A 21,691-nucleotide genomic window follows, 5' to 3' on the forward strand; every position below is an offset into this window, starting at 1 on the left:
GCGCGATGCATGCCGGCTTTGTCCCTCTTCGCGTTTTCTCCTCCTACACGATGCTCGATGGCGCGATCGAGCCGAAGGACATCGCCGCCCATGCCGCCAAGCTCGGCTTTCCTGCGGCGGCGCTGACCGACCGCAACGGGCTCTACGCCGCGATGGCGTTCTCCGAAGCGGCGCGGAAGAAGGGTGTGCAGCCGATCATCGGCACCATGCTCGCGATCGCGCGGCCCGACATGCCGGAGGGCACCGCGCCCGTGCTCGACTGGCTCGCGCTGTATGCGCAGGACGAGGGCGGTTACCAGACGCTCTGCGCGCTGGTCAGCGAGGCGCATCTCGACCGGCCGATCGAGCAACCGGCGCATGTCACCTTCGCCGCGCTGGAGGGCCGCACCGCCGGCTTGCTGGCGCTGACGGCGGGAGGCGAGGGCGCCGTGGCGCGGCTGCTGGCGGAGGGCCAGGCGGCGCGCGCGTCCGCCTATCTCGATCATCTCGAAGCGTTGTTTCCGGAGCGGCTGTATGTCGAGCTCTGCCGCCGCGACGACGCGACCGAAACGGTGGCGGAAGCGGGGCTGATCGATCTTGCCTATGCGCGCGACCTGCCGCTGGTCGCCACCAACCCCAGCTGCTTTGCCGAAGCGCAGTTCGGCGACGCGCATGACGTCATGCTGTGCATCGCCAGCTCGTCCTATGTCGACAGCGAGGACCGGCAGCGGAGCTGCCCGCACGCCTGGATCAAGCCGGCCGCGGCGATGGTCGAGCTCTTCGCCGACGTGCCGGAGGCGATCGCCAACACGCTGGTCGTCGCGCAACGCTGCGCGGTGGCGGCGCCGTCGCGCAAGCCGATCCTGCCCAGTCTCGCAGGCGACCCGGCCGCCGAGGCGGAGCTTCTGCGCACGGACGCGCGAGCAGGGTTGGAGGTGCGGCTCAACCGGATCGTCGCGCTCGGCTTGGCGGGCGAGGGCGACTGGCAAACGCCCTATCGCGAGCGGCTGGAGTTCGAGCTCGACGTCATCATCCAGATGGGTTTCCCCGGCTATTTCCTGATCGTCGCCGACTTCATCGGCTGGGCAAAAGACCATGACATTCCAGTGGGGCCGGGGCGCGGCTCGGGTGCGGGCTCCGTCGTCGCCTGGGCGCTGCGGATCACCGATCTCGACCCGCTGCAGCTCGGGCTGCTGTTCGAACGCTTCCTGAACCCTGAGCGCGTATCGATGCCGGACTTCGATATCGACTTCTGCGAAACCCGGCGCGGCGAGGTGATCCGTTACGTCCAGGAGAAGTACGGACGCGACCAGGTGGCGCAGATCATCACCTTCGGGAAGCTGAAGGCGCGTGCGGTGCTCAAGGACACGGGGCGGGTGCTGCAGATGAGCTATGGCCAGGTCGACCGGCTGGCGAAGCTGGTCCCCAACCACCCGACCGATCCGTGGACACTCGACCGCGCGCTGAACGGCGTCAGCGAGTTGGCGCGCGAATATGCCAACGACAATCAGGTCCGGCGGCTGCTCGACCTGGCGATGAAGCTGGAGGGGCTGCCCCGCCACGCCTCGACCCATGCCGCCGGCGTGGTGATCGGCGATCGGCCGCTGGCGGAGCTGGTGCCGCTGTATCGCGATCCGCGTTCCGACATGCCGGTCACGCAGTTCGACATGAAATATGTCGAAGGCGCAGGCCTGGTGAAGTTCGACTTCCTGGGTTTGAAGACGCTGTCGGTGCTGCAAAAGGCGCTGCAGCTGCTCGCCAAGCAAGGCATCACGGTCGACCTCGACGCGCTGACCTGGGACGATCCGGAGGTCTACAAGCTGCTGCAGCGCGGCGATACGGTGGGCGTGTTCCAGCTGGAGTCGGAGGGAATGCGCCGGACGCTCAGCGCGGTGCGGCCGTCCAACTTCGGCGACATCATCGCGCTGGTGTCGCTCTACCGTCCCGGACCGATGGATAACATCCCCAGCTTCGGGCGCCGCAAGCAAGGGCAGGAGCCGATCAGCTATCCGCACAAGCTGCTCGAGCCGATTCTCGCCGAGACCTATGGCATCTTCGTCTATCAGGAACAGGTGATGCAGGCAGCACAGGTGCTCGCCGGCTTCAGCCTCGGAGGTGCCGACCTGCTGCGCCGCGCGATGGGCAAGAAGGTGAAGGCGGAGATGGACGCTCAGCGCGCCGGCTTTGTCGAGGGCTGCGCGAGCGTCAACGGCATCGGCCGGCAGCAGGCCAACGAGCTGTTCGACCTGATCGACAAGTTCGCAGGCTATGGCTTCAACAAGTCGCACGCCGCCGCTTACGCGCTGCTCGCCTATCAGACCGCCTGGCTGAAGGCGCACCATCCGGCCGAGTTCTACGCAGCGTCGATGTGCTACGACATGGCGCTGACCGACAAGCTGGGCTTGTTCGTCGAGGACGCGCGCCGGCTTGGCGTGCCGGTGCTGCCGCCCTGCATCCACGCGAGCGCGGCCGAGTTCGACGTCGAACAGGCGGCGGACGGTCCCGCTGTTCGCTATGCGCTGGGGGCGCTCAAGTCGGTGGGCGAGGGGGCGATGGATCGACTGGTGGCGGAACGCTCGGCTGCCGGGCCCTTCAAGAGCCTGGACGATCTCGCCGCCAGGGTCGATCCGCGCCTGCTCAACAAGCGGCAGCTGGAAACGCTGGCCGCGGCGGGGGCCCTGGACGCGATCGACGCCAACCGGGCCGGCGTGTTCGCGGTGGCGGAGACGGTGCTGGCCGTCGCCGCTCGGACGCATGCCAATCGGACCAGCGGCCAGGGCGGGCTGTTCGGCGAGACCGAGGTCGCGGGTAATGCGATTACGCTGCCGATCTCCGCGCAATGGAGCCTGGCGCAGCGGATGGAGCAGGAAAAGGAGGCATTCGGCTTCTACTTCTCCGCGCATCCGATCGACCGCCATGCGCATCTCGCGCGGATGCACGGCGCGCGTGCCTATGCGAAGCTGGGCGAGTTGCAGATCCCCGACGACGGGACGCGGGCGGGCGCAACGATGGCGGTGCTGGTCGAGGAAGCGCGCTGGCGCACCTCGGCGCGGGGCAAGCGATACCTGATGGCAACGCTGTCGGACGCATCGGGTCAGTTCGTCGCCACCTGCTTCGAGGACTCGGTGGCCAAGGACCTGGAGGAGGCGGCGGCGAACGGCGGCTGTGGCCTCGCCACCGTGGAACTGGATCGGCGGCCGGGAGAAGAAGCGCCGCGTGTCACCGTCAAGCGCATCCAGCCGTTCGAGGCGCTCGCCTCAACCGCGCGCTTCGCTGTCGAGCTGACCGTGACAGATCGGTCGGCGTTCACTGATCTGGCGACGCTCCTCGTCCATCACCGCGGTGCGCGCGGAGAGATACGCGCGCGGGTGACGCTTGCCGACGGCCGCGAAGCGCGGCTGCTGCTCGGGCGCGACTTCCTGCTCGACGCCGAGCTTGCGGGACGACTGGAGTCGTTGCACGGTATCTCGACGGTCGAATTCAAGCAGGCCGAAACGCGCCTGCAGCTCGTCGGCTAGAGGAGAGAAGCGTTGATGCTGGGCGGAATGCAGGACTTCGAACTGCGGGTGCCGCGGCTCCTCGAACACGCCGAGCGCGAGCATGGACGGCGTGAGATCGTATCGCGCTGGGCCGATGGATCGGAGACGCGCAGCGACTGGGCGACGGTCGCCATGAATGCGAGGAAGCTCGCCCAGGCGCTCGAGAAGCTCGGCTGCGGCGTCGGCGACCGGGTCGCGACCTTGGGCATGAACCATGCCCATCACCTCACCGCCTGGTACGGCGCGATCGGCATGGGTGGCGTCATCCACACCATCAACCCGCGGCTGTTCGACGAGCAGCTGGTCTATATCGCCAACCATGCCGAGGACCGCGTGTTGTTCTATGATCGGGCCTTCCAGCCGATCGTGGACCGGCTGAAGCGGCAGTGGACCAGCATCGAACATTATGTCTGCTTCGACGATGGAAGCTTCGACCGGCTGATCGGGGCGGAGAACGGCGATTACGCGTGGCACGAGGGCCCGGAGCGCGAGCCGTGCATGCTCTGCTACACGAGCGGGACGACCGGCCACCCCAAGGGCGTGCTCTACGAACACCGCTCCACCATGATCCACGCCATGGCCGAGATCGCGCCCGCGGTGTTCAATCTCGACACGCGATCCGTCGTGCTGCCGATCGTGCCGATGTTCCATGCCGCGGCGTGGGGGTTACCCTTCGCCGGCGCGCTGGCGGGCGCGAAGTTCGTCTATTCGGCGACCAATGACGCGACCGTGCTGTGCGACCTGATGAACCGCGAGAAGGTCACGCATTCCGCAGGCGTGCCGACCGTGTGGCTGGCCCTGTTCGGTCATATGGATGTAACCGGCGAGGCGCCGCGCTACCTGCAACAGGTGACGATCGGCGGCTCGGCGGCACCGCGAGCGATGATCGAGCGGATCATGGGCATGGGCGTGGAGGTCAAGCACCTGTGGGGCATGACGGAGACCTCCCCGATCGGCACCGCCGGGTCGCCGCCGCCCGACTGGGACGAATATACCCACGATCAGAAGCTCGACCGGATCAGCAAGCAGGGCCAGGTGCCGTTCGGGGTCGAGCTGCGCGTCGTCGACGATGCAGGTGCCGAGCAGCCGCGCGACGGCCTCAGCTCGGGGCGGCTGCAGGTGCGCGGACCGTGGGTGGTCAAACGTTATTTCCAGGCCGAGGCGGACGCGATCGACGCCGATGGCTGGTTCGATACCGGGGACGTGTCGGTGATGCACCCTGACGGCACGATGCAGATCACCGACCGCGCCAAGGACGTCATCAAGTCGGGCGGTGAGTGGATCAGCTCGGTCGAGCTGGAGAATGCCGCGGTCGGCTGCCCGGGCGTGGCCGAGGCCGCGGCGATCGGCATATATCATCCGAAATGGGACGAGCGGCCGCTGCTGCTGGTCGTGCGCAAGCCGGGGAGCGACGTGACCGAGGCGGCGGTTCGCGCGCATCTTTCCGGCACGGTCGCGAAATGGTGGCTGCCGGACGCGATCCTGTTCGTCGACTCGCTACCCCACACCGCGACGGGCAAGCTGCTGAAGACCGCGCTGCGTGACACTTACAAGGACTTCAAGCTGGAAACAGCCTGACCGGTCAGCCCGACCCGCCGATCGCGCAAGCAACCGGCGGGTGTTAACCCTTACTGCGTGCCTGCGGCTGGCTCGTCCGGCTTCTCGGTTTCCTGCGCATGGCTGCCATAGCCGGCGCCGGACTCAGCTTCGGGTTCCGCACCGTTACGGTTGAGCTTGTCGGCCGCGGCCTCGCGATCGCTGTCGCCCACGATCAGTGACCCGCCGTCTCGCCGGCGGAGCGGAGCTCGGCATATTTACGGGTGACGGCGGGGATGCTGTCGAGCACCAGCTGCGCCATGCGCTGCTCTTCGCCCAACGACTGCTGCAATGCCACGGTGGCGTGGCCAAAGCTGCCCAGATCCGCCATCGTCAGCAGGGACGTATAAGCGGCGATCTCAAAATTCTCGAATGCGTGGTTGGCGAAGCTGTTCTTCAGGATTTCGTCGGGTGCGGGCATGTGCGCAAGCGCCGCCATGTTGCCGGTGAAGCTCAGCACCGCGTCCTTCAGCGCGGACGCTTCGGTGCCGAAGCCGGCGAGCAGCTCGTCGATGCGGGCGATCTGCTGTTCGGTCTCGACGCGGTGCATCCGCAGCATGTCGGCGACCTCCGGGTAGTTCCGCAGATGCTCGATCTGCCGGTCCATCAGCTGCAGCGCCTGGTGTTCGACACCGTGCGCGTTCTTGAGGCCGGTGATGAAGAGTTCCTGCATGTAAGCCTGATCGGGCATGACGCGATTCCTTGTTCGATTGTAATGCTCTAACGGTCCGTCATCGCGATTGGTTCACCCGAACAGCTCGCCTTGGGGCCCGCGCGGCGGGCAAAAGAGATCGGAGCGGAGCTGTATCCGCTCGCTATTCAATCCATGTTTTCGGCACGCCCGATGAAAGCGGGTGCGGAGCAGCTCCGCCCAGGGGCCGCTGCCGCGCATTCGCGTGCCGAAATCGGGATCATTGTCGCGGCCGCCGCGCAACGACTGGATGATGCTCATCACCTTGCCCGCGCGCTCAGGAAAATGCTCGTCCAGCCAGGCGCGGAACAGCGGCGCGACCTCGTGCGGGAGGCGCACCGGAATGAAGAAGCAACCGCGCGCGCCGGCCTCGGCCGCGCGTTCGATCAGATGTTCCAGCTCGTGATCGGTGATCGCTGGGATGACGGGAGCGATGGAGACGAAGACCGGAACGCCGGCATCGGCCAGCCTCCGCACCGCCGTAAGCCGGCGCTCTGGCGAGGGCGCGCGCGGCTCCACGGTCATCGCAACCTTGCGATTGAGCGACGTGATCGAAAGGCACACCACCGACAGCCGTTTCGCCGCCATCGGCGCCAGCAGATCGAGATCGCGGACGACGCGGTCCGACTTGGTGGTGATGGTGACCGGATGATCACAGTCGCGCAGAACCTCGAGCACCGAGCGGGTCACCCGCCACTCCGCCTCGATCGGCTGATAAGGATCGGTGTTGGTGCCCAGCGCCATCGGCCGAGCCTCATAGCCGGGCTTGCCGAGTTCCGCCCGCAGCAGAGCGGCGGCGGTCGGCTTGGCGAATAGCTTGCTTTCGAAGTCGAGCCCCGGCGACAGATCATGAAAGGCGTGGGTAGGGCGAGCGAAACAGTAGACGCAGCCATGTTCGCAGCCGCGATACGGGTTGATCGAGCGATCGAACGGGATGTCGGGTGACGTAACCCGGTTGATGATCGTACGCGGCTGCTCGACGGTGACGGTGGTCCTCAGCGGCGGCGGCGCACCGTCCACATCGCCCCGCGCGTCGAGCCAATCGCCGTCGGCCTCGGTCGAGGGCAGATTAAACCGGCGGCTCTCCGCATTTAGCGTCGCGCCCCGGACGGGGCGAGTCCCGGCCATCGCGGCAGGCTAAGCCCACCAACGGAACATAGCAAGAACTAGTGCACTGCCGCCCGGAGCAGCAGCGATCGCATTAGACCTTGACTGATCGGAGTGTCGAAGCGGCAGCCCGCACGCCCATCGCTGGCCCACGCGACGCGCGCGGTGATCGGAGCGGCATGAGGCAGTCTGAGCCAGATGCGCTTGCCGCTCTCCAGCGGTTCCGCTTCTATCAGCCGGCAGCCGAAGGTGGAGATATCCTCGAGCTGTGCGACGAACGACTCCTCCGTTTCGCCGCCGGCGGTGGCGCGCACGCACTCGACCCGGTGACGCGGTTCGTTCCGCTGATCGTAGTATGCTGATTCCCGTCGGCTGAACGCAACGCGTGTCGCCATATCCCAACTTCCCCGGCGGTTTGCTCACCCATGTTTGCGCAGGCCGAAGCTGCAGGGAAGATGAACGGACTGTCAGTTCAGGGCCGCGGCGCGACGAGGTGCGTCGCGGAGACGATGAACCGAAACCTTTCCAGCGGCTTGGGTCGCATTGCTCAAGCCCGAGTCAACGTTCGGTGAGTCTCGGCATCAGTTCGACGAAGTTGCAGGGTCGATGGCGGCTGTCGAGCTGGTCCTTGAGGATGCCATCCCAGCCGTCCTTCACCGCGCCGGTGGAGCCGGGCAGCGCGAAGAGATAGGTGCCGTGCGCCACCCCAGCGCAGGCGCGCGACTGGATGGTGGAAGTTCCGATCGTCTGGAAACTCTGCCACCGAAACAGCTCGCCGAACCCGGGAATCTCTTTCTCCCACACCCGTGCGAAGGCTTCGGGCGTCACGTCGCGGCCGGTGACCCCGGTGCCGCCGGTCGAGATTACGCAATCCACCTGCGGATCGGCGATCCAGGTCGCGAGCCGCGCCACGATCGCATCCGCATCGTCCCGTTCGATCGCGCGGTCTGCCAGGACGTGCCCGGCGTCGCTCAGCCGGCCGACCAGGATGTCGCCCGACCGATCATTCGCCAGCCCGCGCGTGTCGGAGACCGTGAGGACAGCGATGCGGACAGGAAGAAAGGTCAGTGCCGAGTCGATCGGCATCCGGTCAGTCGGTTCCGGAAGAGGGTGCTACCGACGCAACCGCGGTGGTATTCGGCCGCGCGTCGAGCCGGACCGCGGGGGCGCCGGGCAGGCCCGGAAAGCGCGGCCACATGCCCTGCGCAAGTGCCGCGCGGCTGACCGATTTCGGTTTCCCCGTCTGCGCCTCATAGACCCAGTAGTTGCGCAGCACGGTGGTAACGTAGCCGCGGGTCTCCCAGTAGGGGATGCTTTCGATGTAGAGCAGCGGGTCGCCGCCGTCACGGACGATGGCGTTCCACTCGCCGACCGGTTTCGCGCCGGCATTGTAGGCGGCGATGACCTTGGGCAGCAGCCCGCCGGTGGTACTGGTCATGTCCCGCAGCCGCTCAAGATGGCGCTGGCCGACATCCATGTTGACCGACGGGCGGGTCAGCGCGGCGCGATCGACCTCGGGCAGCCCGCGCTCACGCGCGAAATCGGTCGCCGCCGCCGGCATGATCTGCATGAGGCCGTATGCGCCGGCGGGGCTGATGACCTTATGCCGGAAGCCCGATTCCTGCAGCGTGTGCGCGTAGACCAGCGACGGATCGACCCGCCAGCCGCTGTCCGGCTTCCACTTCGGCATCGGAAAGCGCGCCTCGGGGGCGGCGCTCGAGCCCGCCGGCACGTTGTGCGCCATCCAGACGGTGGTCGCGGGGAGGTCGAGTGCCTCGGTCAGCCGCACCAGCGACGCGAACTCGCGCGGCTCGCCGATGCGGGCCTGCTGGCGCACGACCCTGTCGGCCAGTTCGGTCTCGCCGATCTCGGCCAGCGCGGCCGCGACGCGGACATTGGGGCGCTTGTCGAGCGCCGCCCAGTCGGCCGGGATCATGCCGCCGGTTGCCTTGGCGGGGTTGCGCAGCCCCAGCGCCTGGCGGGAGAGCTGGCCGTAGAAGCTCTCGTTCCATTGCGCCGCAGTTTTCAACCGCGCCTCGATCTTGTCGGGCCGGCCGGCGGCCATGTCGGCGCGTGCCGCCCAGTACAGCGCGGCGGCGCGCAGATCGACATCGCCCGCGCGCGCGGCGACGCCTTCGAAGGTCGTGCCCGCGACCGCGAAGTCGCGCTGGCGCCAGGCGGTTAGGGCCAAGACCCAGCGCGCCTGGATCGCCCAGTCGCCAACGCCTTCGGCGCCCTCTGCCGCAACCCGGCGCGCGTCGGCATCGCGGCCGGACAGATAATACATCCACGCGACGCGCTGGCGCCATTCGGTCAATGCTTCCGGTGTCAGGCCCTCCGTCGCCAGTAACAACGCCTCCGCTGAAGCCCCGTCGTCGACCTTGACGAAGGGCTGCATGGCGAGCGCGAGGTCGGCGGCGACTTGATCGCCCTTGGTCGCCTTGGCGCGGAGGCGGGCGGGGGCGCCGGCCTGCCAGATCAGCGCCCGCGTGACGGGCAGCGGCGGCAGCTCGACCGCACCGCGCGCCCTGGCGAGCCGGGACAGCGCCTCGCTCTGGGGCAGTTCGGGCGCTTCCGTGAGCAGCTGGACGACGGGTTCGAGTTCGACCTTTGGAGAGCCTTTGGCGGTATACAGCTCGGCGCGCGCGATCGCGTGGAGCGGACCCGGCTTGATGGTCTGGAGCAGCAGCTGCGCGTCCTGCCAGCGCGATGCCCGGATCGCGGCGAACACCGAGCGATAGCCCTCGCGCTGCGTGCCATCGAGTTGCGCGGGCACCGTCGCCGTCCCGGCCAGCCGTGCCTCCGCCACCGGCTCCGCCGCCAACACGGGTAGAGGCGACGTCGCACCGAGCAGCGCCACGAACGTTGCGAACTTCATCGTGATCCCATCAGCATTTGCAAATCCCGCCAGGCGTCCGCCTTCTGCGCCGGCCGCTCGAGCAGCAGGCGCGGATGGAAGGTCGCCACGGTCAGGCTTTCACCACCCGCATGGTTAAAGGCGCGTAAAGTCCCGCGTGCGCGCAGCACTTCCGATCCCGTGACCGCGCGGCTCGCGGCGTCACCCATCAGCAGCAGTCGCTCGGGCGCGAGCAGGCCTACGTGGTGCACCGCAAGCCGGTGCAGCTCCGCCTCGATCTCGCGCGGCATCCGGCCCGCGAGCGGGCGGCGGCTACATACCGCTGCAAGGTGGACGTGCCCGCGACTGAGCCCGATCGCCGCGAGCATGCGGTCGAACAGCCTGCCCGCCGCGCCGTCGAGCAGGCAGTCCCGGTCGTCGCGGTCGGGGCAATCGACCAGCACCATCAGCTTGGCGTCGAGCGGCCCGGCGGCGCTGATCGAGGCACCGCGCCATGCCGTCTCCGGCGCGGCGCCGCTCACGCGCCAGGCGAGGAATTCCGGGAGGGTGACGGGCAGGGCGGTGGGCGCCGCAAGCGGTGTGACGACGGCCGCAGTCTGCGTGGGCCGTGCGAGCCAGTCGCGTGGCGCATCATCGACCAGGGTGTCGACGCCGGCCTCGCGCCACCAGTCGAGCGTGCTGATCGCCGCCGCCTGCCATTGACCCAGATGCTCGACACCCACATCTGCCGGGTTCACGCGGTTGACGCGGCGGTCAACTTACTTGATCGGCTTATACGTCAAGACGTTGCGCCGCCGCGATATGCCGCGCGGACGGCCCGGGAGCGAAGAGAATGTCCGAACGCGAGTCGATGCCCTATGACGTGGTGATCGTCGGCGCGGGGCCCGCCGGCCTGTCCGCCGCGATCCGCCTGAAACAGCTCGCCGAGGAGCAGGGCAAGGAGCTGTCGGTCTGCATCCTCGAGAAGGGGTCGGAAGTCGGCGCCCACATCCTGTCGGGCGCGGTGATCGACCCGAGCGGGCTCGACAGGCTGATCCCGGACTGGCGCGACACCGACTGCCCGCTGGCGCAGACGCCCGTGACACAGAACCTGCACTGGGTGCTGACGCCCAAGAAGAAGTTCAACCTGCCGCACCTGTGGACGCCGCCCTTCCTGCACAACAAGGGGACGTACACCGGCAGTCTCGGCAGCCTGTGCCGCTGGCTGGCGGGGCGCGCCGAGGCGCTGGGCGTCGAGATCTTTCCCGGCTTCGCCGCTGCCGAGATCCTGTTCCACGAAGATGGGCGGGTGAAGGGCGTCGCGACCGGCGACATGGGCGTCGCGCGCGACGGAACGCGCAAACCGGACTACCAGCCGGGGCTGGAGCTGCACGCCAAATACACCTTTTTCGCCGAGGGTGTGCGCGGGCATCTGACCAAGGAGGTGATCCGGACCTTCGACCTCGCGCGCGATTCGCAACCGCAGGTCTATGGCCTTGGAATCAAGGAATTGTGGGACATTGCTCCCGACAAGCATGAGCCCGGCAAGGTCGTGCACACCCAGGGCTGGCCGCTGAGCGAGACCGAAGGATCGAACGGCGGCGGCTGGATCTATCACCAGGCGAACGGCCAGGTATCGATCGGCTTCGTCACCTGGCTGAGCTATACCAACCCGTACCTGTCGCCGTTCCACGAGATGCAGCGCTGGAAGACGCATCCGGCGGTGGCCGAGCTGCTGGAGGGCGGTAAGCGCGTCTCCTATGGCGCCCGCGCGATCAACGATGGCGGGTTGCAGTCCATGCCCAAGCTGGTGTTCCCCGGCGGCGCGCTGATCGGATGCTCGGCCGGCTTCCTCAACGTGCCGCGGATCAAGGGCACGCATGGGGCGATGCTGAGCGCGATGATGGCGGCGGAAGCGGCATTCGAGGCGGTGCAGGGCGGGCGCGAGGGCGACGAGCTCCACGCCTATCCGGACGCGTTCGACCGATCGGACCTCAAGAAGGAGCTATCTACCGTCCGCAACGTCGTCCCGCTGGTCAAGAAGTTCGGCGACCTGATGGGTTCCGGGATTTCCGGCATCGCGATGTGGACTGAGCATTTCGGCTTGAAATGGCCGGTGACGCTGAAGCACCATCCCGACCACCAATCATTGTGGCGCAAGGACATGGTTCAGCCGATCGCCTATCCCAAGCCGGACGGCGTGCTAACCTTCGACCGGCTGTCGAGCGTGTTCCTGTCGAATACCAACCATGAGGAGGACCAGCCGGTCCACCTGACGTTGCGCGATCCCGATGTCCCGATCGAGTACGACCTGCCGATGTATGACGAACCGGCGCAGCGATACTGCCCGGCCGGCGTGTACGAAGTGGTGGGTGAGGAAACGGACGACCCGAAGTTCGTGATCAACGCGCAGAACTGCGTCCACTGCAAGACCTGCGACATCAAGGATCCGCTGCAGAACATCAACTGGGTGGTGCCGGAGGGCGGCGGGGGGCCGAACTACCCGAATATGTAGCGCAGCCGGCACGCCGCAGCGCAAGCTGCTGGCGAGACCGGCAAGCTCGGCCGGCCTCAGCACCGAGGTTCGACGACGCGGCTTTGCCGCGGCGTGGCGTTGAACTTGATCCGCGAAAGCCGGACTCCAGAACGAGCGTTCCGCGAGGGCGGTCCGACCCAGTGGCTTCATCGCAACTGGGCCCCCGCCTTCGCAGGGAAAGACTTGACGCTTACCCGTCGGCCAACTTACCGCCGCCGCTTCCGGCTCTGCTCGTCATACGCCTGGCGGAACTCCTTCGCGAACACGTCCATGAACGCCTCGTCCGACCCTTGTGCGACGCCGGAGAATTCGCGCTCGTAGGTCGTCCAAAGCGTCGCCTCGCGGCCGCCCGGCAGTAGCCGTTGTAGGAAGCCACCCGTCTCCGCCCTCTTCCGGATCGCATCCGGCGAGAACCGGTCCAGGGTCGCGCGCAGCGCACCCTGCATTGCCTTCAGCGTCGCCATCTGGTGCGACTGCAGGTCGAAATAGGCGTCCTCGATCGCCTTTTCCGCCGGCATGAAGCCGCGCTCGGGCGGGTTCAGCAAGGCGGCGAGCGCCTGATCGGGGCTGCGCGCGAACTTGATCGGGTTGTTGCCGTCGAATTCGAGGCCGGTCTGCTCCGCGCCCATCTGCGACTTGGCGCGCGCTCGGGCCTCAACCATCACGACCAGACCGGAAATCAGGCGCCGCAGCAGCTCGCCGGCGCGGGTCAGCGTCTCGGGTCCGGGTTGCGTGACCTGCTCGGGCTTCAGACCCGCGGCCATTGCGAGCGCCATCGCCAGAGCCGCCGCATCCGGTGCGGGCGGCGCGGCGACACGCGGCGGCGGCGCTGACGGCAGGGACGCAGCACGATTCGTCGGCTCGACAGCCGGGGTAGCAGCTGCGGCAGCAGAGGGCGCGGCGACCGCTCCCCATCCACCGGGTGCCATCGGCGCCCCTTGAGGCGCGCTACTCCAACCCCCGTCGCCGGCGGGTGGCGCCTGTGGTTGCGGCCCCGTCGGCAACTGCCTCGGCAGCGCATCCGCGGCGAGCTTGTTCAGGCCGAGCGGATCGGCGTTCTCCGCCTGCTTCTGGCCGAAGTCGGCGCGCGCCCAATCGACGACATTGCTGTTCTCCATCGACCCCCAGATGTCGTTGGGGGTGGCGGCCTTGGGTCGGTCCGGCACCGCGCTCGACCAGGCGGAGGATTGCTGCACGGGCGCCTGCGCCGAGTCCCAGGGGGAGGCGGCGCGCGCCTCCGCCTGCACCGGCGCCGGCGTCCAGCTGTTGCCGCTATCCATTGGACCCGACGGCGGCGCCGCACCACCAGCGCCGCCGCGCGCGGCATAGGGGGTCGGGGCGCTGAGGCTCGGGCCTGCTTGCGGCGCCCAGGCGGCGGCGTCCGGCGCGGTCGGAGCCAGTGCCGCGCCCCAGCCATCGTTCGAAGAGCGTGCACCGCCCCAGTCGCCACCAGACGAGGGTGCCGGAGCATCGTCCCACCCGCCGCCACCACCCGTCGGCGCGCTCCAGCCGCCATCGAGTGGCGCGGCCGCGCCGCCCATCCCGCTGGCGAGACCGCTGTTCGCGGGCGCGTCACCCCAGCCACCGCGCTCGGGCTCCGGTGGTGGAGTGCTCGCTCCGCCATGCGCGTCCCAGCCCCAACCGCCTTGCTCGTGCGCGGCGCTCGCCTGCTGCGCGTCATGACGCTCGACGGCCGCCGCCGCTTCGCCCGAAAGCGACGCGACCACTTCATAGTGGCCGACCAGGAACAAGTCGCCATGCTCGATCCGGTGCGGATCGGTCATCCGCTCGCCGTCGCCATTCAGGAAGGTGCCGTTGGTGCTGATGTCGTTGAACAGGTAGAAGCCGTCGCGGTACACGATCTCGCCGTGCCGCGAAGAAATGTAGTTGCGCGGGTCGGGCAGGCTCCAATCGCAGGTGGCGGCGCGCCCGATCATCGCGCCGCGCCGGTTGAGCACGAATTCGCACGGCATGCCGTTGTCGAGCCTGTCGACGTTCCGGATGGTAAGCGTCAGCGTCATCGCAGCGCGGTTGTCCCTTCGGCGGCGATTCGTTCGCCGAGGTCAAGCGCACGGTCGAGCAACGCGTTCCCGTCCTGCACCCGCGCCGCGGCCAGGATCACCGCAACGGCGGCGAACCGGCCCGCAAGTTCGGGCGCGGGCAGGATCACCGGCAGGTCCGGTTCGGAGATCGACCCGCCGGAGAAGAACACGCCGGTGGCCAACATCCGCTCCGGGCTGCGCTCGCCCGCCGACTCGGCCGCCTCCATCGCGGTACGCCTCGTCGCATCGCCGGGATCGCCGAGCCACCGCAGCGCATGTTCCAGCGCCTGTTGGTCGGGACGGCGGAGCTCGCGGGTCGCAGCTTCGGTCTCCAGAACGCGTCCGGCCCAGGCGAGCGCCTCAAGCCGGGGCAGGGCATGACCCAGGAACGTGACCGCGGTGCGGCGGTCACCCGCCGATCGAAGGCCCGCGAAATGGACGTGCGGCGCGATGCCCGATTCGGGCAGGGCCTCGTCCTCCACCCCCATCAAAGAGGCGATCTGATGCGCCTCCGTCCACCTGACCTGATTCCACCCCATGACGGGCGTTTTAGTTGATCATGACGACTCCGCCAGTGATCTTGTTCATGCCCGACCCCTCCAATTGGGTCAGGGGGCTGGACAGCTTCGCCATCGCCTGACCCTTGATGTTGATCATGATGCCATCGAGCGTGATGCCGCTCTGGTCGATGATGATCTTGTTGCCACCGACCTGCAGCGTGATCGACTGGTTAGCGGTGACGGAGATGGTGGTGCCCGCCTCCACCGTCTGGGTCATGCCTACCGTCAGCTTGTCGTCGGCCTTGACCTCGATCGTGCGGTCGGCCTTGATCGTTTCGGTCTGGTTGCCGGTGACCGTCAGCGTCTGGTCCTTGCCGATGATCGTCCGCTCGTCGTTCTTGATCTCGTCGTCGCGGTCGTAGCCGATCGTCAGCTTCTCGTTGTGACCGACCTGCAGCGTCGAGTCGTGGCGAACGCGGGTGTTCAGGTCCTTCTCGGCGTGGAAGAAGACCTCCTCCTTGCCCGACTTGTCCTCAAAGCGGAGCTCGTTGGCGCCGGGGTCGCCGGTGTCGAGCTTCATGGTGTCGGGAAAGGACGACGACTTGCCGCCCGGATAGCTCCGCGTCCGCCACAGCGCACGCGTCTTGTTATCGGGCAGCGGATAAACCGGCATGTGCGCCTTGTTGAACACCCAACCCATCACGATCGGGTCGTCGGGGTTGCCGTGCAGGAAGTCGACCATGACCTCTTGATGGACGCGCGGCAGGATGATGTTGCCGAGCCCGCCGAACTGCGCGACGCGGATCCAGCAGGTGCTCTTCTCGCCGGTCGTGTCGGCGCGATCCCAGTGGAACCGGACCTTCACCCGGCCATATTCATCGGTGTAGATCTCTTCGCCATCGGGGCCGCTGACGATCGCCGTTTCCAACCCCTGCACCACCGGCTTGGGAGTGACGACAGGACTGTGGAAGGTCGTGCTCGCGGGGATCGCGTGAAACTCGACATGGGTGTCCTCCTCGTCGTCGAGCTTCTCTTGATCGTCGCCGCCGCGATAGTCTTCGGCCTGCACGACATGAACGGTGTGGGTAATGAGATAGGTGGAATTGAGCCGCCCGGCGGGATGCTTCGTCACCGCGAGCGTGGTGCCGCAGGCGAGGCTGATCGCCCGGGTGCGACCCAGATATTCCTGTCGATCACGGCGGAGTGCCGCAAGCTGGACGGCGGTCAGGGCGGCCCCGTCCGACTCCTGCGTATAGCGGCCGGGATAGGTGTAGAATTCCTTCTCGTCGTGCGGGTGCTTGCCCTTGTCCTGCGACTGCGCCTGCAACGGCCGCTCCGGTTTTTCGAAGTCGAAGGCGCGGAGCGTGACCAGCGACTCGCCGCCGCTCGAGACCTTCTCTCCCAGTTTCTCCAGGAAGTGCCGGTGCTCGCCGCGTTGCGAGGAACCGACGCGGTTGATCGAGGCGGTCGTGATACTGCACTCGAGATGAGCGGGCTTGCCGGGCGAATGGCCTGATGGCGCGTCGGCGAAGACCATGACATGCTTGCTCGGTTCGTGGCGCCAATAGTAATAGATGCCCTCCTCCTCCATCAGCCGCGTGAGAAAGGCGAAGTCGCTTTCGCGATACTGTACGCAATAGGTGCGCGGCCGGTAGGCTCTGGTCGTCTTGAACTCGAAATCCGTGATCCCGCCCGCGCCGAATACTTTCTTGATGATGTCGAGGACGCTCAGATCCTGGAAGATGGCCATGTCGCGATTGTGCGACAAGAACCAGGTGAATGGCCGGGCGATCAGACGATAGTGAAAGCCGGTCTGGCTTTCATGCGTGAACTCGCCGGCGGTGATGAGGCCGTGGAACTCCCGCACCAGATCATCATCTTCGTACAGGTGAACCGCGATCGGTTTGCCGAGATGAGGCATCAGGTCGATCTCGCCGAGCGCCGCGATGATGTCGACCTGCAGCAAAAAGGGCTGGCCAAGTGTCTCGGTGCATCTGGCCCGTTCCAGCACCACCTGTTCGCCGCCCAGATCGACGGTCATCTGCGCTTGCCGGGTGTCGCTTACAGCGGCCATTGCCGTCTTCCCCTGTTTCTCGTCCGGGCGGCGGCGCAACACCGTCGCGCCCCCACCGAACGGCCTGGCGTCCGTACTCTACTATGGTGCGGGCGCCAAACCTGTCTTAACCCGCGACAGGCGGGTCGCTTGTCAACATGGCCGGATTGGAGTACGCCGCGCTTCTGCTTTGGGCTCAGTATGAGACGAACAGGGGGAATTATGCGCGGTATTTTTGCGACTGCGACGGCGATGGCCGTGGCGATCACCGGCGCGCCCGCCATCGCGCAGGACGCGGACGTGAACAGCTATCTGTGCACCTTTGCCGGCAAGTGCGGCGCAGAGACCGCGCCGGAGGCAACGCCGACCAAGGCCGCGCCGGCGACCAAGGGATTCCGTCTCGCGACGTCGCAGCAGCCGACCCTGCCGGCACCCGCGACCAAGGGGTTTCGGCTGGCCACCGGTGTGAACCAGCCAACCGTCGCCGCGCCGTCGACGCGTGGCTTCCGGGTGGCGAGGACGCCGTCGGTGGCGGCCATCGGGCCCGCCCGTCGTGCACCGCGCATGGCCATCGCTTCGCCCAGGCGGAACTATGCCGCCGCTACTCGTCCCGAGACATCGACGCCGGGCGCGGCTCGCGCCGATCTGATGCTGACCTTCGAGTACAACTCGGCAGCGATGACCAAGGCGGCCGAGGGCCGCGCCCGCGGCTTCGCGCAGGCGCTGCTGCTCCCGGAACTGAAGGATAAACGTTTCCTGATCGAGGGGCACACCGATGCGCGTGGATCGCGCGCGGTCAACATCGACCTGTCCCGTCGCAGGGCGCAGGCGGTGGCCGACTTTCTCATCGCGCAGGGTGTCGAGCGGAGCCGGGTCGAGACCAAGGGCTATGGGCCCGACGAGCCGCTGCCCGGCCGCGCCGCCAGTGCCGAGGCCAACCGTCGTGTCGAGGCGGTGTTGCTCTCCTGAGCTGAGCTGCAAGGCTGATGGCCGGCCTCTGGGGGGAGGGTTGACGCGACGTGAATGTTGAAGCGTTGGTGACGCCGCTCTCCGAAGAGGAGGGCGCCAAAGCTGGGCCCGACCTCGGCTATTCGGATGCGCGCGCGACCATCGAGGCGCCGTTCCAGCTCGACGCCAACGGCAGCGAAGTCGATGCCGGCGCCTGGCGCGACTCGATCAAGGCGATCATCACGCAATCGGAGGAAACCCGCGACCTTTGGCTTGCAGTGTATCTCGCGCGCGCCGGTGCAAAGGTCGGCGATCTCCAGGTCGTTACCGACGGTACCGAGATGCTGGCCGGCTTGCTCGAGGGTTTGTGGGACGAGGTGCATCCGACGCTGGAGGAGGCTGACTTCGTCGGTCGTAAGACATCGTGCGACTCGCTGACTAAGATCCGCGAGTTCCTGGGCCCGCTTAAGAAGGTGATAGTTTTCGAGCATCGCCAGGGCAAGGTCTCGGGCGAGGACCTTGAGCGGTTTGCTACCGAGGGTGGCGCGGCCGATGGTTATGCGCAGTTCCGCAGCGCGATCGAGACCAACGATCCGGAGCGCAAGGCGGAGATTACCGAAGCGTTCGCGGCGGCGGTCGGGAAGCTCGATAGGATCCGCGACGCGCTGAAGCGCACCGATGCGGTGCTGGTTGCGCACGCGGGCAACGATACGGGCACCAACTTCAGCGCGACCTACGAGGCGCTCGCCTCGCTGCGTCAGGCGGTCGCTCCCTATGCCGGCCTTCGCGAGGAGCCGGCGGGGGAGGCGCCGCCGAGCGGGGCGGGCGAGGCCGGGTCGACGGGCGGCGGCGCGGTGGCGGCCGGTCCTGGCCTGACCGGCCGGGTAAACACGCGCGAAGACGTCTTGCGCGCGATCGACGGAATCGTCGAATATTATATGGCGCGGGAGCCCGGAAGCCCCGTGCCGATACTGATGAAGCGCGCGCGCCATTGGGTCGGCATGGACTTCCTCGAGGTTCTGGACGATCTCGTCCCCGACAGCATGGTCGATGCCAAGCGGGTGCTCGTCTCGAAACTCGACGAGGCCGCGGCGGAATCGGACTATTGATTCAAGGCGCGATGGGCGTAACCTCCGGCTAGCATGGGGCCGGCGGGTGCGACTCGGAAACGCTCGGCAGGTAAACTGGGGGAACGGCAATGGCGGGAAAGAGCGGACAGCGATTCATCCGGGAAAACCGGGCGCCGCGAGTGCACATCGAGTATGAGGTCGAAACCTACGGCGCCAAGCAGAAGGTCGAGTTGCCTTTCGTGATGGGTGTGATGTCCGATCTGTCGGGCAAGAGTCATGTCGAGAAGAAGGAAGCGTCCAAGCGCGACTTCGTGGAGTTCGACATGGACAATTTCGAGCAGCGCATGGAGGCGATCGCGCCCCGGGCCGCCTTCAACGTCGAGAATTCGCTGACCGGCGAGGGCAAGCTGGCGGTCGACCTGACCTTCAAGAGCATGGACGATTTCGCTCCGGGAGAAGTCGCCAAGAAGGTGCCCGCGATGGCCAAGCTGCTGGAAGCGCGCCAGCAACTGAACGACTTGATGCTGTATATGGACGGCAAGGACGGGGCGCAGGAGTTGCTCGACAAGGTCTTGAAGGATCCCTCGCTGATGCAGGCGCTGTCCTCGGCGAATCAGAACAGCGAAGCACCGGCTGCGGACGACGCTCCGGCGGCACAATAGAGCATCCACGGCGGCCGTAGCGGTCGCCGTCTTTCTTTCAGCGACAGGCCCGATGGCGGGCGCGGAGACGTGGCATGGCCGAGCAAGCACTTCAGGGCGGTGGGCAGACCCAGGGCGAGACGATCGCGTTCGATGACTTTTCCTCGCTCCTGCAAAAGGAGTTCAAGCCACAGGACGACAAGAAGGCCGATCGCATCAGCCTCGCGGTACAGACCCTGGCGCAACAGGCGCTCGCGGACGCGGCGGTGATCGGCGACGACGTATTCACCACGGTGGACGCGATGCGCTCCGCGCTCGACCGAAAGATTTCCGAGCAGATGGACGCCGTCATCCATCACCCCGATTTTCAAAAGCTCGAGTCGGCTTGGCGTGGGTTGCAATACCTCGTCATGAACACGTCGACCGGCAAGGACATGAAGATCCGGGTGATGAACATGTCCAAGGACGAGTGCCGGAAGATGTTTCGGCAATATCGCGACGCGGCCTGGGACCAGAGCCCGCTGTTCAAGAAGATCTATGAGTCGGAATTCGGGCAGCTCGGCGGCCAGCCTTATGGCGCCTTCACCTGCGACTACAGCTTCGACCACAGCGCCCCCGACCTGGAGGTCATGCGTGGCCTCGCCAAGATCGGTGCCGCGGCACATGCGCCGTTCATCGCCGGCGCCGCGCCGACACTGTTCGGCATGCAGTCCTGGACGGAGCTCGCCAACCCCCGCGATCTCGCCAAGCTGTTCGATGCTACCGACTATGCCGCCTGGCGTTCCTTCCGCGAGTCCGACGATGCGCGCTACCTCGCGCTGACGATGCCGCGCTTTCTCGGCCGACCGGTTTATGGCGCGAAGACGGAGCCGGTCGACGCTTTCGACTATGAGGAGAACACCGCGGGCGATCACGACAACCACCTGTGGGTCAACGCCGCCTATGCCATGGCGACGCGGATCACCGAGGCGTTCCAGACCTGGGGTTGGTGCACGCGTATCCGTGGCGTCGAGTCTGGCGGGACGGTCGAGGGGCTGCCGACCGCGACCTTCCCGACCGACGATGGTGGGGTGGATATGAAGTGTCCGACCGAGATCGCAATTTCCGATCGACGCGAGGCGGAGCTGTCCGCAGCCGGGCTGCTCGCGCTGGTGCACCGCAAGAACACCGATCAGGCGACCTTTATCGGGGGGCAGACGCTCCACCGCCCAAAGGCGTATGACAACCAGGATGCGACCGCCAACGCCAATCTGTCGGCCCGGCTGCCCTATATCTTCGCCTCGTGCCGCTTTGCGCATTATCTGAAGTGCATGGTCCGCGACTGGATCGGCGGTACCCGGGAAGCGCCGCAGCTGCAGCGCGATCTGAACGACTGGGTCATGCAATACGTCGACGGTTCGCCGCAAAGTTCGAGCGAAGCGACCAAGGCCAAACTACCTCTCAAGGGGGCGCAAGTAGAGATCCTGCCCGACCCGGAGAACCCGGGTTACTACAAGGGGAAGTTTATGTTCGTTCCACATTACCAGATGGAGGGCATGGACATCGCCATGAGCATGGTCTCGCGTCTGCCCAAGGCCGCCTGATACCCAGGCAGCACAACATCGGGGCCTGCCGACAGTGAAGGCGGGCGGCCACAATGGAGGATAGATCAATGTCAGCCGACTTTTTCCTGAAGATCGACGGTATCGAGGGCGAGTGCACGAAGCGGGGTCACGAAAAGGAGATCGACATCCACTCGATGAGCTTCGGCGTCAGCCAGCCGTTGCAGGTTGGACGTGGCGGCGCGGGTCTTTCGGCCGGCAAGGCCTCGTTTGGCGAGATCCACTTCACCAAATTCACGGACAAGGCGTCGCCCAAGCTGTTCCAGGCAGCCGGCGGCGGCACGCACATCCCCTCGGTCGTATTCACCAGCCAGAAGGCTGCGGGTGACAAGCCGATGCTTTATTACAAGGTCACCCTCACCGACGTGATGGTGTCGAGCTTTCAAAACGCGGGCGCGTCGGGTAGCGAGATGACCGAGCAGGTCTCGATCGGCTATTCGAAGATCGAGTTCGAGTATATCGAGCAAGGCAAGACCGGCGGAGCCGGTGCCAAGAACATGGCGTCGTTCAACGTCGTCGAGGGCGAGGCGGCCTAACCACTACAAGAGCGCG

At 66.7% G+C, this 21,691-nt stretch carries 18 protein-coding genes; 8 read left to right on the forward strand and 10 right to left on the reverse strand.

What is annotated here, in order from left to right; translation table 11 throughout:
* The first annotated feature begins 5 nt into the window (after positions 1–5).
* Positions 6–3,497, forward strand: coding sequence for a DNA polymerase III subunit alpha (gene dnaE, locus VFQ64_RS08875; RefSeq protein WP_325102927.1), 3,492 nt, complete (start codon positions 6–8; stop codon positions 3,495–3,497).
* Between the two features lie 15 nt (positions 3,498–3,512).
* Positions 3,513–5,096 (forward strand): long-chain fatty acid--CoA ligase, encoded by a 1,584-nt coding sequence (locus VFQ64_RS08880; RefSeq protein ID WP_325103429.1) that lies wholly within the window; start codon positions 3,513–3,515, stop codon positions 5,094–5,096.
* Positions 5,097–5,146: 50 nt separating this feature from the next.
* Here the strand turns inward: VFQ64_RS08880 and VFQ64_RS08885 are convergent, their stop codons facing one another.
* The 7 genes from VFQ64_RS08885 to VFQ64_RS08915 form a co-directional block, all read right to left on the reverse strand.
* Entirely contained in the window at positions 5,147–5,287 is a 141-nt protein-coding gene (locus VFQ64_RS08885; protein WP_325102928.1) for a hypothetical protein, read from the reverse strand.
* Between the two features lie 2 nt (positions 5,288–5,289).
* Positions 5,290–5,805: a ferritin-like domain-containing protein gene (locus VFQ64_RS08890; RefSeq protein WP_325102929.1), complete on the reverse strand. Its 516-nt coding sequence runs from the start codon at positions 5,803–5,805 to the stop codon at positions 5,290–5,292.
* 54 nt (positions 5,806–5,859) lie between these two features.
* A complete protein-coding gene (locus VFQ64_RS08895) occupies positions 5,860–6,933 on the reverse strand; it encodes a PA0069 family radical SAM protein (protein ID WP_325102930.1) in 1,074 nt (357 codons plus the stop codon).
* A gap of 38 nt (positions 6,934–6,971) precedes the next feature.
* Entirely contained in the window at positions 6,972–7,307 is a 336-nt protein-coding gene (locus tag VFQ64_RS08900; protein ID WP_325102931.1) for a PilZ domain-containing protein, read from the reverse strand.
* A 163-nt stretch (positions 7,308–7,470) separates the two neighbouring features.
* Positions 7,471–7,998, reverse strand: coding sequence for a molybdenum cofactor biosynthesis protein B (gene moaB / locus VFQ64_RS08905; protein ID WP_325102932.1), 528 nt, complete (start codon positions 7,996–7,998; stop codon positions 7,471–7,473).
* Between the two features lie 4 nt (positions 7,999–8,002).
* Positions 8,003–9,790, reverse strand: a complete 1,788-nt coding sequence (locus tag VFQ64_RS08910; protein ID WP_325102933.1) for a lytic transglycosylase domain-containing protein — start codon at positions 9,788–9,790, stop codon at positions 8,003–8,005.
* Entirely contained in the window at positions 9,787–10,506 is a 720-nt protein-coding gene (locus VFQ64_RS08915; protein ID WP_325102934.1) for a uracil-DNA glycosylase family protein, read from the reverse strand. Before VFQ64_RS08915 ends, VFQ64_RS08910 begins: the two co-directional genes overlap by 4 nt.
* 95 nt (positions 10,507–10,601) lie before the next feature.
* Between VFQ64_RS08915 and VFQ64_RS08920 the strand changes: the two genes are divergently transcribed.
* Positions 10,602–12,263 (forward strand): electron transfer flavoprotein-ubiquinone oxidoreductase, encoded by a 1,662-nt coding sequence (locus VFQ64_RS08920; RefSeq protein WP_325102935.1) that lies wholly within the window; start codon positions 10,602–10,604, stop codon positions 12,261–12,263.
* 227 nt (positions 12,264–12,490) lie between these two features.
* On the opposite strand, the gene tagH is transcribed toward VFQ64_RS08920, so the two are convergent.
* The 3 genes from tagH to VFQ64_RS08935 are packed head-to-tail and all read right to left on the reverse strand — an operon-like array spanning position 12,491 to position 16,900.
* Positions 12,491–14,305, reverse strand: coding sequence for a type VI secretion system-associated FHA domain protein TagH (gene tagH, locus VFQ64_RS08925; RefSeq protein ID WP_325102936.1), 1,815 nt, complete (start codon positions 14,303–14,305; stop codon positions 12,491–12,493).
* Positions 14,302–14,865: a DUF6931 family protein gene (locus tag VFQ64_RS08930; RefSeq protein ID WP_325102937.1), complete on the reverse strand. Its 564-nt coding sequence runs from the start codon at positions 14,863–14,865 to the stop codon at positions 14,302–14,304. Before VFQ64_RS08930 ends, tagH begins: the two co-directional genes overlap by 4 nt.
* Before the next feature lie 10 nt (positions 14,866–14,875).
* The gene (locus VFQ64_RS08935; RefSeq protein ID WP_325102938.1) at positions 14,876–16,900 is read right to left on the reverse strand and encodes a type VI secretion system Vgr family protein; all 2,025 of its coding nucleotides are present in this window, start codon (positions 16,898–16,900) and stop codon (positions 14,876–14,878) included.
* A gap of 201 nt (positions 16,901–17,101) precedes the next feature.
* Between VFQ64_RS08935 and VFQ64_RS08940 the strand changes: the two genes are divergently transcribed.
* The 5 genes from VFQ64_RS08940 (at position 17,102) to VFQ64_RS08960 (ending at position 21,675) form a co-directional block, all read left to right on the forward strand.
* On the forward strand, positions 17,102–17,848 hold the full coding sequence (locus VFQ64_RS08940; protein WP_325102939.1) for an OmpA family protein: 747 nt from the start codon (positions 17,102–17,104) through the stop codon (positions 17,846–17,848).
* Positions 17,849–17,898: 50 nt separating this feature from the next.
* Positions 17,899–18,936 carry an ImpA family type VI secretion system protein gene (locus tag VFQ64_RS08945; RefSeq protein WP_325102940.1) on the forward strand — a complete coding sequence of 346 codons (1,038 nt, stop codon included), beginning with the start codon at positions 17,899–17,901 and terminating at the stop codon, positions 18,934–18,936.
* A gap of 89 nt (positions 18,937–19,025) precedes the next feature.
* The gene (tssB, locus tag VFQ64_RS08950) at positions 19,026–19,559 is read left to right on the forward strand and encodes a type VI secretion system contractile sheath small subunit (protein WP_325102941.1); all 534 of its coding nucleotides are present in this window, start codon (positions 19,026–19,028) and stop codon (positions 19,557–19,559) included.
* 74 nt (positions 19,560–19,633) lie between these two features.
* The gene (gene tssC / locus VFQ64_RS08955) at positions 19,634–21,121 is read left to right on the forward strand and encodes a type VI secretion system contractile sheath large subunit (RefSeq protein ID WP_325102942.1); all 1,488 of its coding nucleotides are present in this window, start codon (positions 19,634–19,636) and stop codon (positions 21,119–21,121) included.
* 68 nt (positions 21,122–21,189) lie between these two features.
* Positions 21,190–21,675: a type VI secretion system tube protein Hcp gene (locus VFQ64_RS08960; protein WP_325102943.1), complete on the forward strand. Its 486-nt coding sequence runs from the start codon at positions 21,190–21,192 to the stop codon at positions 21,673–21,675.
* The last annotated feature ends 16 nt before the right edge of the window (positions 21,676–21,691 follow it).

The sequence above is a fragment of the Sphingomonas sp. genome (assembly GCF_035714405.1).
Taxonomy (GTDB): domain Bacteria; phylum Pseudomonadota; class Alphaproteobacteria; order Sphingomonadales; family Sphingomonadaceae; genus Sphingomonas.

Excerpts from the sequence above, each read along its gene's own strand:
- dnaE (WP_325102927.1), top strand. The coding sequence starts at position 6 with ATGCATGCCGGCTTTGTCCCTCTTCGCGTTTTCTCCTCCTACACGATG.
- VFQ64_RS08880 (WP_325103429.1), top strand. The coding sequence starts at position 3,513 with ATGCTGGGCGGAATGCAGGACTTCGAACTGCGGGTGCCGCGGCTCCTC.
- VFQ64_RS08890 (WP_325102929.1), bottom strand. The coding sequence starts at position 5,805 with ATGCCCGATCAGGCTTACATGCAGGAACTCTTCATCACCGGCCTCAAG.
- VFQ64_RS08895 (WP_325102930.1), bottom strand. The coding sequence starts at position 6,933 with ATGGCCGGGACTCGCCCCGTCCGGGGCGCGACGCTAAATGCGGAGAGC.
- VFQ64_RS08900 (WP_325102931.1), bottom strand. The coding sequence starts at position 7,307 with ATGGCGACACGCGTTGCGTTCAGCCGACGGGAATCAGCATACTACGAT.
- moaB (WP_325102932.1), bottom strand. The coding sequence starts at position 7,998 with ATGCCGATCGACTCGGCACTGACCTTTCTTCCTGTCCGCATCGCTGTC.
- VFQ64_RS08910 (WP_325102933.1), bottom strand. The coding sequence starts at position 9,790 with ATGAAGTTCGCAACGTTCGTGGCGCTGCTCGGTGCGACGTCGCCTCTA.
- VFQ64_RS08920 (WP_325102935.1), top strand. The coding sequence starts at position 10,602 with ATGTCCGAACGCGAGTCGATGCCCTATGACGTGGTGATCGTCGGCGCG.
- tagH (WP_325102936.1), bottom strand. The coding sequence starts at position 14,305 with ATGACGCTGACGCTTACCATCCGGAACGTCGACAGGCTCGACAACGGC.
- VFQ64_RS08930 (WP_325102937.1), bottom strand. The coding sequence starts at position 14,865 with ATGGGGTGGAATCAGGTCAGGTGGACGGAGGCGCATCAGATCGCCTCT.
- VFQ64_RS08935 (WP_325102938.1), bottom strand. The coding sequence starts at position 16,900 with ATGGCCGCTGTAAGCGACACCCGGCAAGCGCAGATGACCGTCGATCTG.
- VFQ64_RS08940 (WP_325102939.1), top strand. The coding sequence starts at position 17,102 with ATGCGCGGTATTTTTGCGACTGCGACGGCGATGGCCGTGGCGATCACC.
- tssB (WP_325102941.1), top strand. The coding sequence starts at position 19,026 with ATGGCGGGAAAGAGCGGACAGCGATTCATCCGGGAAAACCGGGCGCCG.
- tssC (WP_325102942.1), top strand. The coding sequence starts at position 19,634 with ATGGCCGAGCAAGCACTTCAGGGCGGTGGGCAGACCCAGGGCGAGACG.
- VFQ64_RS08960 (WP_325102943.1), top strand. The coding sequence starts at position 21,190 with ATGTCAGCCGACTTTTTCCTGAAGATCGACGGTATCGAGGGCGAGTGC.